General features: G+C 51.9%; 6 protein-coding genes and 1 pseudogene. 4 read left to right on the forward strand and 3 right to left on the reverse strand.

Annotated elements, in window-relative coordinates:
* Positions 1–32: 32 nt before the first annotated feature.
* Positions 33–3,887 (reverse strand): S8 family serine peptidase, encoded by a 3,855-nt coding sequence (locus tag AT746_RS20175; RefSeq protein WP_062479626.1) that lies wholly within the window; start codon positions 3,885–3,887, stop codon positions 33–35.
* Between the two features lie 291 nt (positions 3,888–4,178).
* On the opposite strand from AT746_RS20175, the gene AT746_RS09395 reads away from it, so the two are divergent.
* The 3 genes and pseudogenes from AT746_RS09395 to AT746_RS09405 all read left to right on the forward strand — a co-directional run bounded on the left by AT746_RS09395 (position 4,179) and on the right by AT746_RS09405 (position 7,991).
* Positions 4,179–5,363 (forward strand): thiamine pyrophosphate-dependent dehydrogenase E1 component subunit alpha, encoded by a 1,185-nt coding sequence (locus AT746_RS09395; RefSeq protein WP_062479628.1) that lies wholly within the window; start codon positions 4,179–4,181, stop codon positions 5,361–5,363.
* Positions 5,364–5,365: 2 nt separating this feature from the next.
* Positions 5,366–6,343 carry an alpha-ketoacid dehydrogenase subunit beta gene (locus AT746_RS09400; protein ID WP_062479630.1) on the forward strand — a complete coding sequence of 326 codons (978 nt, stop codon included), beginning with the start codon at positions 5,366–5,368 and terminating at the stop codon, positions 6,341–6,343.
* Positions 6,344–6,354: 11 nt separating this feature from the next.
* Positions 6,355–7,991 (forward strand): annotated as a pseudogene (locus AT746_RS09405) (dihydrolipoyllysine-residue acetyltransferase).
* 62 nt (positions 7,992–8,053) lie between these two features.
* On the opposite strand, the gene AT746_RS09410 reads toward AT746_RS09405, so the two are convergent.
* A complete protein-coding gene (locus tag AT746_RS09410) occupies positions 8,054–8,542 on the reverse strand; it encodes a hypothetical protein (protein ID WP_062479632.1) in 489 nt (162 codons plus the stop codon).
* A gap of 167 nt (positions 8,543–8,709) precedes the next feature.
* Here AT746_RS09410 and AT746_RS09415 point away from each other — a divergent pair, with 167 nt between their 5' ends.
* The gene (locus AT746_RS09415) at positions 8,710–11,007 is read left to right on the forward strand and encodes a winged helix-turn-helix domain-containing protein (protein WP_062479634.1); all 2,298 of its coding nucleotides are present in this window, start codon (positions 8,710–8,712) and stop codon (positions 11,005–11,007) included.
* A gap of 18 nt (positions 11,008–11,025) precedes the next feature.
* Here AT746_RS09415 and AT746_RS09420 read toward each other — a convergent pair whose 3' ends face one another.
* A complete protein-coding gene (locus tag AT746_RS09420) occupies positions 11,026–11,385 on the reverse strand; it encodes a cytochrome b5 domain-containing protein (protein ID WP_062479636.1) in 360 nt (119 codons plus the stop codon).
* Positions 11,386–11,390 lie beyond the last annotated feature (5 nt).

The raw sequence follows: 11,390 nt of genomic DNA on the forward strand, positions 1-11,390 counted from the left end.
AAAGCAGGGGCCTGGCCCCTGCTTTTTTTTTGCTAATGTTCTCTGCTCGCTGCTATCACTATCCTGCTGAGTGCCAATAGCAATACTGCCCATAAGCTCAAGGACAGACTTCCCCCTCCGGATCCGCTGTTATTCTGTGCTGCTCTGGGATTAACCGTTACCAACACGTTTGCCTGGCTGCTTAGCCCTGTTTGATCTGTGACCGTTACCTGAAACCCCAGAGTCGTGGGGCTACTGACAACAGGTAAGCGAACAGAGGGCTGCAGTACAGTCTGATCGAAGGTCACTGAGCTTCCTGAGGTTTGTTGCCAGCTAACAGTTAATGGATCGTCGTTAGGATCGCTGGCTGTCGCCATCAATGTGACAGAATCTCCCGAGGTCGCTGATATTGATGCCTCGTTTTGATTATTGATCAGAACCTGCGGCGGCCCCTCTACCTGAACCCGGGGCGTTGGTGCATGCTGCTCCTCTTTCGTGCCAGGGTGCTGGGGTAACTGTGAGCTGAGGCTGACATCAACAGGGCCACCGGGATGATCGTCGTCAATCTGCAGGGTAAAGGAAAGGATGCTGGCACCCCCTGTACCCGCCGCTTTTAGCACTTGCCAGCGTATGCCGTTCTCAGTCAGACTGAAGTCACCACTGACACTTTCAGACAACAACTGGGTGTTATCCGGTACATGGGCATCGATCCGGTAGCTTCTGTTTTCGCTGTCGGGATTGGCCGCTACCCTGACCTGATAGCTGACCTGATCACCGGGCTGCACACGCTGAGCTGACAAGAGTGAAAGCGTCACATCATCTTCCTGCCTGGTCAGATCCACAAGAAACAAGCCAAGATTGCCGGGAACATCAGTATCGGTACCCAGATCCAGTGCGCCATAGACTTTGTCACCGGTCTGCATGTCCAGATCCCAGCCGACTCTGAGTGTGAAGGGCTGTTGTGCGCTGACCGATTGGGGGCCGCTTAATGTCAGGTTGTCACTCTGACTGCCATCGACAATAGCGTGACTCAGCGTGAAACCGTCTTTGGCACTGCCGCTGCCCTGCCAGTTTTGTACTAACACCCAATAATTCCCCGCATCAGGAAGGGCCAGTTCGATCTTTTCCAGGGCCGTCGAGCCAGCGCTGAGAGTCACAAGTTCACTTTCCTGGGCAATGCCATCATTGTTCGCATCCCGGCCCAGCCACAGATCCAGATCCGGTGCCTGACTCTGTGTAATCTCGACAATAAAGCGTTTGGATTGAGGCGGAAGATTAAAAGTAAAAGTCGCAACACCATCATTCAGATCATCAAATACGTCGGCGTTGTCGCTGTCTTCAGCCACTTGATCTTGTTGTGATTGCGCCACTGTCAGCCCATATGAGCGCACGGTCAGATCTTCAATATCTACTGTCCGCACATCGTCTATCAGCAGACTATCGGCGTCGCGTCTGGCCTCAATGACCAGATGTTCAGGCAAGGTGGTCAGTTTGGGTTGTACTGCAACAGGCATGGATAGTTTCTGACCCGTTGAGGATTCAAGCTGCACAGATGCAAACACCCATTCTCCCTCTGTTGCCGAAGAAGCGTCGGCAGCAATGCTCAGTGTTTGCACCTCGCTGGCATCAATACTGAATTGCTCAGGCAGTACCGTAATTTCAGCAGCGCTATTTGTGTTGACGACCGTTGCCACCCAGCTATCACTTTGTGTGCCTTTCAGCCGGCGGATCCAGCTGCAGGAGCTGAAACAGTCTGCATCAGCCACAGAGGCCAGGTTAAGTGCAGCCGGTTCACCGCCGTTGTCCGGATTTGCGGCCTGATATTCAGCGATACTGATATCCATAACCAGACCACTTTGCGCGGCGGCGCTGACATTGAGCATACCAGAGCCCATATCGAAAGGATCGGAAAGCGTGACACCATCTTCTTTAAAGGTGACCGGATTGGCGGTAAGCATCAGTGCAGATTGTATTTCTGCGGCACTCCAGTCTGGATGGAGTCCGCGCAGCAGTGCTGCCGCGCCCGCCACGCTTGGCGCCGCCATGGAGGTGCCGCTTAAAAAGGCAAAATCCGCAGGATCGGGAATATCCTTAAACCCTTCAGGCTGCTCGTCGGCATAAGCCGACCAGATCTCAACTCCCGGTGCGACCATGCTTGGCGTGATCACATCACTGAGCAGATTATTCGGGCCCCGGGAGGTGAAATCCGCAGCAATATTGGCCAATTCCGGCTCAGAGCCAATTTCACTGGCACTGATGCGGGCCTGATGACCTGTGCCACTGGCCAGCCAGCTTCGCAGTGCATTGCCATCCGCTGCGGTTATCTGAATAGCAGGTAGCACATGATTGTCTGCCACCAGATTTTCGGCGCCGCCGTCAATATTGGCCAACACCATGCCTCCTGCACCCCCGGCTTTGACGTGCTTGCCCTTGTCGACTCTTGCAATTTCTCCGCGCTCACACAGCACAATCTCGCCATTAAAGGTACCGGCAGGAAAAGGCTGAAGACACTGGGCCGGATCGCCATCCGCACCATTGGGGTTGGTGAAATCTCCGGCATAGACGATGGCGGCACTGATACCGGCTGTTTTCCCTTCACCTTCGATGGTCGACGGCGCTGCCGTATCGCCACCGGAGAAACTATTCAGGGTCTTGCTGCTGAAAACCCTGTCATGGGTATATGCGCCAACGGTCAGCACCCAGGGGGCAGAGGCATCAGAGGAGGCGGTTTCCGGTTGTGGACCACTATTACCGGCTGAATGAGTGACAATCACCCCGGCTTCTCTGGCATTCAGAAAGGCCAGGCCTTTACTGCCTTGCCAGGGTGAGGTCAATTCGGCACCGATGGAATGATTGAGCACATCGACGCCGTCTATGATCGCCTGTTCCACCGCAGCGACGACCAAATCTGTCCAGCATCCGGAGAAACCAATACTGTCATCTTCGCCGGGTTCACAGACCTGGTAGCTGATGATATTGGCTCGCGGCGCGATGCCTGCTATCCGATCGAAGGTGAAATCCGGCATCGCATCACCGCTGGCATCTAACAGAGGCTGATTTAAGAGCACATTACCTGCTGCAACGCCGGCCACATGAGAGCCGTGACCGTTATAATCCTCGCCCACTTCAGGCGTGCCCGGAGCAAAATCATCGTATTGAGAGGTGATCCGATCATAGCTGTAGACTCCGATCAGTTTGTTATTACACAGGGCCGGCTCAGAGACACAATCACCGAGGTAAGTGCCAAGGGGATTCTGATGCTGATAACCATCACCGGCGGTTTCACTGAATGACGGATGATCAGTGTTGATACCCGTATCCAGTACGCCCACAATTATCCCTTCACCCTGAAACGCTTCCTGCCCCTGTTGTCCCGACCAGACCAGGTCTGCCCCTGTCCAGCCCGGACCTGAATCACTGTTAAGCGGAACCAACCTGGAACGTTCCACAAAGGCTACCTCTGGCAATCGGGCTATCTCTGCCGCCTGTTTCTGGGTTAACTCTAATACCAGCGCATTGAGTGCATACTGAAAGTTTGCCAGCGGAGCTTTGGCTCTGATGCTACCGGGGATGCGGGCGAGGAAATCCTGTTGTTGTTGTCGTAACGTGGCGGCATAACGCTGTACCTGAGATGAGCTGGCATCCAGGCGCCGGAATCCGCCAAGGTTGTCCGTTGATAGGGTGCTCTGAGGGCCAGTTTTATTAAACTGGCGACTAAGTGCGGCAACGGACGGACTTTGTAATCTGACAATATAAGTATATACCCCGGCAGCAAGTCCCGGCTCCTTGGCAAATTTATTCTGCTGCTTTGACAGCTGTGGTTTGGTCATTCCCTGACTGAGTGCTGCTGACTGCAATAACAGACATGCACTGACAGCAGCAGACAACATTTTCATGGGCATATTCATATCTGTTACTCCGGTTTAATTGCGCCAGATGGCCTTGCTTGTATGGGGGTATAATAAACAAAATGGACCTGTGAATGTTTGTACCTTGTTCAGCAAATGTGGATCACTTGTTAAAATTAGGCTGTTCATCCTAATTTTATTGTCTGACTTGGTCATCACATACTAATTAAATCCTGTCCGGCCAGCTAAAAAGCAACACCTTGTGGAGTATCCTCTACTAGTATAGTCAGCAATATCAACAGCAGAACCGGACGCTTAGGGTTACCGGTTTACGAACAGTAAAGGCAAAATATGAAAGACAGAAATCATCTTTCTAACGTCGGTCTTGTTCACGAGGTCAGTATCATTGAAAACGGCCTTATCGACATTCCCATGTTGCAGATTTTACAGCCAGATGGCACCCCCCATAAGAAGGCCAAAGTGCCGGAGTTGGATCAGCAACTGGCACTGAAAATCTATCGTACTATGCGTTTTATCCGTGTGCTCGACGAGCGTATGGTGGCAGCGCAGCGCCAGGGCCGGATCAGCTTTTATCTGGCCAGCACCGGCGAAGAGGCCGCCAGTGTCGCCAGTGCAGCGGCCCTTAAGCCGCAGGATATGATTATGTCTCAGTATCGTGAACAAGGCGCTCTGGCATTTCGCGGTTATAGTACCGAAGCCTTTATGAATCAGATGTTCAGCAATGAAAAAGAAGCCAATAAAGGGCGGCAGATGCCGATTCACTACGGTGACAAGGCGCTTAACTTTATGACCATCTCTTCGCCGCTGGGCACTCAGATCCCACAGGCATCGGGTTATGCCTATGGTCAGAAGATGGCCGGGGAAGAAGCCATCACCATCTGTTACTTTGGTGAAGGGGCAGCTTCGGAAGGGGACTTTCATGCAGGTCTGAATATGGCTGCGGTGCTGAACTGCCCGGTCATCTTCTTCTGTCGTAACAACGGTTACGCCATTTCTACGCCGGCGGAAGAGCAGTTTGCCGGTGATGGTATCGCCTCACGTGGCTTAGGTTATGGGGTGAAAACTATCCGCGTAGATGGCAATGATACCTTTGCCGTGTATGCGGCCACCCAGCAGGCTCGGGCCATAGCGCTTAAAGACAACTGTCCGGTACTGATCGAAGCCATGACCTATCGTCTGGCGGCCCATTCCACGTCTGATGATCCCACTGGCTATCGCTCCAAAGACGAAGAGGCCCGGTGGCAGCAAAAAGATCCTATTGCCCGACTCGGCGCCTGGCTGAAAAATAAAGGCTGGCTGGACGAAGAGCAGGAAAACAAGGATCTCGAAAAAATACGTCAGGAAGTGTTACAGGAGCTCAAAAGGGTAGAGAAAGTGCCGATCTGTAAAATTGATGAAATTATCGAAGATGTGTACGACACGCCGCCCTGGCATTTAAAAGAGCAACTGAGCGAGCTTAAGAAACATATGGCCAAATACCCCGAGGCCTATCCGAAAACATCAGGGAGGCTGTAACCATGGCGAAAATGAATTTATTGCAAGCAATCAATAACGCCCTGATCACCGCCATGGAAGAAAATGAAAAGGTCATGGTATTTGGCGAAGACGTGGGCCATTTTGGTGGTGTGTTCAGAGCCACCAGTAACCTGCAACAAAAATTTGGCCGTGATCGTTGTTTCAATACACCTTTGACAGAGCAGGGCATCATTGGCTTTGCCAACGGTCTGGCGTCACAGGGTTCAGTGCCCGTGGCAGAGATCCAGTTCGGCGATTATATTTTCCCGGCTTTTGACCAGATCGTTAATGAAACGGCCAAGTGGCGCTATCGCTCCGGTGGTCAGTTCAGTTGCGGCACGCTGACCATCCGTACCCCTTATGGCGGTGGTATTGCCGGAGGGCACTACCATTCACAGTCTCCTGAGGCCTATTTTGCCCATACGCCAGGTTTGAAGATCGTGATTCCCCGCAATCCTTATCAGGCAAAAGGCTTGTTGCTGGCCTCGATTCGTGACGATAATCCGGTACTGTTTATGGAGCCAAAACGGCTGTATCGTGCATCAACAGGTGAGGTGCCGGAAGAGGATTACACCCTGCCGCTGGGTAAGGCCGAGATCACCAAATCCGGCACCGATATTACCCTGCTCGCCTGGGGCGCACAGATGGAAGTGATCGATAAAGCGACCGAGCTGGCGCAAAAAGAAGGCATTGACGCCGAAGTGATCGACCTGCGTAGTATTTTGCCCTGGGATGCCGAAACCGTCTGTGAGTCGGTGGTCAAGACCGGGCGCTTACTGATTTCCCATGAAGCGCCTCTGACCGGTGGTTTTGCCAGTGAGATCGCGGCCACGGTGCAGGATAAGTGCTTTTTAAATCTGGAATCGCCTATTGCCCGGGTCTGTGGCCTGGATACACCCTATCCGCTGGCCCATGAGAAAGAATATATGCCGGATCACCTCAAGGTATTTGAGGCCATCAAACGCACAGTTCATTACTAGGAGCCGAGTTTATGAAAGATTTTATATTACCGGATATCGGCGAAGGCATAGTGGAATGCGAACTGGTGGAATGGCTGGTCGAGGAAGGCGATAAAATTGTTGAGGATCAGCCCGTCGCCGATGTGATGACCGACAAAGCCCTGGTACAGATCCCCGCCATGGATACCGGCGTGGTGAAGAAGCTGTATTACAAGAAGGGTGAAATCGCGAAGGTCCATGAACCCTTATTTGCTATGGAGGTAGAGGGTGAAGGCGGGACTCAGGCCAGTGAAAAAGCCAGCGGTGATGAGCAAGCCCAAAGCAGCGATGACAGCCCTTCAGCCAGTGCTGATGGGAAATATCAAAGTGGCGGCAAACAGGTCGAGGATTTTATCCTGCCGGATATCGGTGAGGGTATCGTCGAGTGTGAACTGGTAGAGTGGCTGGTCGAAGAAGGTGATGAAATTACCGAAGATCAGCCCGTTGCCGATGTGATGACCGACAAAGCCCTGGTGCAGATCCCCTCTAAGTTTAATGGCAAAGTGATCAAGCGTTACTACCAGAAAGGCGAGATTGCCAAAGTTCATGAGCCCTTGTTTGCCATAGAAATAGATGCAGAACCGGGCTCAGCGCCGCCTGCAACAAAGAGTGCCGGTAAATCTGCGGCATCAGAACCTGACAACCAAAAGCAAAGCGCCAAAAGTGATGCAACTGCAGCTTCCAAACAGGAAAAATTTCCCGGCGGGGAGTTTGACCCTGAACCGGCACCGCCGGGTAAAGCCCTGGCCAGCCCCGCTGTCAGGCGTTTAGCCAGAGAGCTGGAAGTGGATCTGAGCAAAGTACAGGGTAGCGGTAAAAAAGGCCGGGTCATGAAGCAGGACCTGCGGGCACTTAAGCAGCAGGATTCTGAGTCATCGCAGCAACCCGAACAAACTGCGACTAAAGGGCAGGTGCAAAGCTCTGGTGGCACCAGAGTTGAGCCGATTCGCGGTGTGCGCGCGGCGATGGCGAAACAGATGTCGGCGTCGGTATTCAGCATCCCTCATTTCAGCGTCAGCGATGAAATTGAAATGGATGCACTGATGGCGGCCCGGGCGCAGCTCAAACCTGAATTTGAAAAACAGGGCGTTAAGCTCAGCTTTATGCCCTTTATTATCAAAGCCATGTCACTGGCGCTGAAACAGTTTCCCATCGTCAATGCCCAGGTCAATGAGGATTGCACCGAACTGACCTATTTTGATGATCACAACATTGGTATGGCGGTGGACTCGAAAATTGGCTTGCTGGTGCCCAATATCAAAGGGTTCAGCATTTAAGCCTGTTTGAAATTGCCAAAGAGGCCAACCGCCTGATCGAACAGGCCAGGGAAGGGCGCCTGCCGGGCGGGGATCTTAAAAGCGGCACCATCAGTATCTCTAATGTGGGTGTGATTGGTGGCACGGTGGCGACACCGGTTATCAATAAACCGGAATCGGCGATTGTGGCGCTGGGCAAGATCCAGCGTCTGCCACGCTTTGACGAGCAGGATAATGTCAGACCCGTGAATATTATGCATATCAGCTGGTCAGGGGATCACCGGATTATCGACGGAGCCACGATGGTCAGGTTCAGCAACCTGTGGAAATCCTATCTGGAAAATCCGCTGGCGATGCTGGCCGATATGAAGTAATTCAGAAATAACGAAAAAGCCCGCATAATGCGGGCTTTTGTTTGGCACAGAAAAGATCTGCCTTAGTTAAGACTGCTGAGTATCTGCGTGCCGCTGTCTGCTGCTGAAAGTCGTGCCAGATTGCGCTCCGCCAGACTATTTGCGGGGTTGAGTTCTGTGGCCCTTTGCATATCCTGCAGGCTCAGTTCGGTTTTACTCTGAACATAGTGCAGCACAGCACGGTTGTTATAGGCAATACTTTGATCGCGCTTGTTATTGTGCTGTTCAATAGCCTGATCGCAATAGGTTGAAGCGTTACTGAGCTGGCCAAGGGCGATATAAGCCACGCACAGATTGGTGTGAGCAGGGGCCGTCAGTTCGCGCATGCGGGTGTTACCCAGCAACGTCTGAAGTTTATGGATGCCGGCCTGGTATTGCCCGGCTTCAATGTTTCTTACGCCCGGTATATCCTGATAACTGGTTTTCAGCTCCAGGTTGCCATGAGCCTGAGCATGGCTTATGGCGACAAAAGACAAGGCGAGGGTGGTGGTTTTGAATATTGATTTGAACATGGCAAAGCCCCTTATAAATAACACTTGTTGTGAACCTGACTGGTTTATATTGTCGGTACCAGATCGGTTATAAGTGACAACCAGAGCTTGCGCCTGACGGACAAAGAATGAAAAGCTAATGTTTTGCTAATGGAGAACTTGATGGTGGATAACAGGATGCAGGCCTGATGCAGGAAGGGAAATCCCCGGACGGGCAATTTAGCATAGAAAATTTTCGAATCGATGCCGGTAATAACAGTATCTACCACGAGCATCAGGTTCTTCATGTTGAGCCACGGGCTATGCATGTACTCTGGGTACTGGCCGAACATGCCGGACAGACCGTAGAGCGGGAGGTGTTGTTTAGTCGCGTCTGGGGGCAGCAGGTTGTAGTAGAAGAAGCACTGACCCGCACTATTTCCCAGCTCAGAAAAGCCCTCAATGACAGCCATTCCAGACAACTTATCCAGACCATACCGAAAAAAGGCTATCGCCTTGCCTGTGAGGTTAACTGGCAGAATCCGCAATCTGCAGAGGCTGCGGATAACACCGAAAGTGTGGAACAACATAGCCAATCAGCACGGAATACTTCGGCTGCTAAAAGCGCTCTGACTTCGAAGCCATTTTGGCTGGCAGGACTATTTGTCATACTGATATTGCTGGCATTTACCCTTAACCGATTCACTCAGCCCACTGTGGAATACAATAGCTCTGTGCCGGATAAACCGCGGATCAGCGTTCTTCCTCTGAAAAATCTGTCAGGTAATCCTCAACATGATTATCTGGCCAATGGCATTGCCGAGGAAGTACTGACATCACTGGCACAAACACCGGGTTTGGCGGTGGCATCCCGTTATTCAGCCTTCTCATTTGGCAACACTGACCTTACTCCCCGGCAGATTGCCGAACAGCTTAAGGTAAGATATCTGCTGGTGGGTAAACTGCAGGGCATTGATGAGCGGGGATATCAGATTCAGGTGGAACTGGTGGATACCAGAAGTGAGGTGGATGTGTGGCGCCGCAGTTATGCCGGGCCGCAGAAGCAGCTCAGCAAGGTCAGCCACCAGATTAGCTCCGATGTGCGGGATTATTTAGTGCCACAGGCATCAGTGACAGGAAATAATCAATGGTCTGCCGCCCGCATTGATGTAGAGGCCTATCAGCACTACCTGCAAGGTCAGTACTGGTGGATGAATGGTTCAACCAGCGAGTGGTTTTACCGGGCAGAGAAAGCCTTTCTGGATGCGATTAAGATAGCGCCGGATTTTGCCGCGGCCCATGGCAGCCTGGCATATATCTATGCCAGATATCAGTTTCATGATATTTATATGAACAAAGAGGATGCCATCGACAAGTCCCGCCAGGCCATCGATACGGCCATGGCACTGGATCCTGAGCAGGTGGACGCTTTGCATGCTCAGGCGATTCTGGCGACTCTGGACCACCACTTCGAGGATGCCGAAAAAGCACTGCAACAGGCTCTGGCGGTGCGCTCTCCCAATGCTCAGGCATGGTATCTGTATTCTGAGCTGGCACTGGTACAAAATCAGCCAGACCAGGCGCTGGATTACGCGCTACGAGCCAGAGAGGCAGATCCTCTCTCGCCCTGGGTCAATATTAATCTGGCCATGGTTTACTATTATCTTGGCCAGTATGAGCAGGCTCTGCAGGCCATCTCGGTGGCTCAGAATGTGGATCCGGAATATAGCTGGAGCTATGTCTGGCAGGCCAGAATACTGCATAAAACCGGACGGTTGGCGGAGGCAATTCTGGCCATGCAAAAATGCCTTAGTCTGGATCCCGGCTCTGCTGCAAACAGTGCCTATCTGGGATTGTTATATCTGGAGCTTGATAAGCAACCCGAGGCGGCCAACTGGTTTGAGCGCACCGCCTCCTTATATGGTGACTCCGTTGACGCCCGCTTCTGGAAAAACTTTATTCGTCTGGGATATCAGAACCTGGAACCGCAGATAAGCCTGAGCATGCTGCAATCCATGCAGTCGACCCGCACTGGCACCTATAATCTGTTGCCCTTAATGCGTCATCTTTATCTGGCACTTGATCGCCAAAAGCAGGGATTTACCTCACTGGCACAGATGCAGCCTTCCCCCCTTGAGCCTGATACCACAGTAAATATCCGCAATAGTGAATTAGCACTGGCACTGCAGGTCCTGAGTGAGGATAGAAAGATTAAAAAAGCGCTGAATCAACAATTCAGGGAACTCCTGTCCCAATTTCCACAGTGGGCGCTGTACTCTGGGTTCAGGGCTAATCACCTGCTGATACAAGGCCAGACAGAGCGGGCGCTGGCGGTGTTATTGCAGGCATATCAAAAGGGTTGGATCCCTCTGTGGTGGCTTTTTATCCAAGCCGATCAGAGTGATAATGCCAGGGCATTAAAGGCCTTACCTGCATTTAACAAGCTGAGCGCCTTAATCGGGGCTAAACAACAACAGCAGCGGCAACAGCTGAACCAGAGGGACTAAATCAGGATATGTGCTGAGTTAATCTTCTTTAAGCACGCCAATCTGATAACCGGCCATCATGTCCCAGGCAGTCTGACTGTGGTTGTTGCCATAACCTTTGGTCTTCATGCCTTCTGTTGCCTCCTTTCCGCACCAGTTTGCCATAACAATGGCAGGGGCAGGATGTTTGGGTATATATTTGCTGAAATCATACACCCGGCTTTCAATCACCATCCAGCAATCTTCAGTGGTATTATGCAGGGCTACTTCTGCCAGAGTATAGCCAGTTTTCTCCTCTGCGGCATCAGAAGGGGTTACAGGCACAAGCCAAAATAGCATCAGCAATGTTCCTACACATGACCAGAAGGCAATAAAGGCGGCGAATCCAACTTGCTTCATTTCAT

Origin of the sequence: Lacimicrobium alkaliphilum (assembly GCF_001466725.1) — a bacterium.
Taxonomy (GTDB): domain Bacteria; phylum Pseudomonadota; class Gammaproteobacteria; order Enterobacterales; family Alteromonadaceae; genus Lacimicrobium; species Lacimicrobium alkaliphilum_B.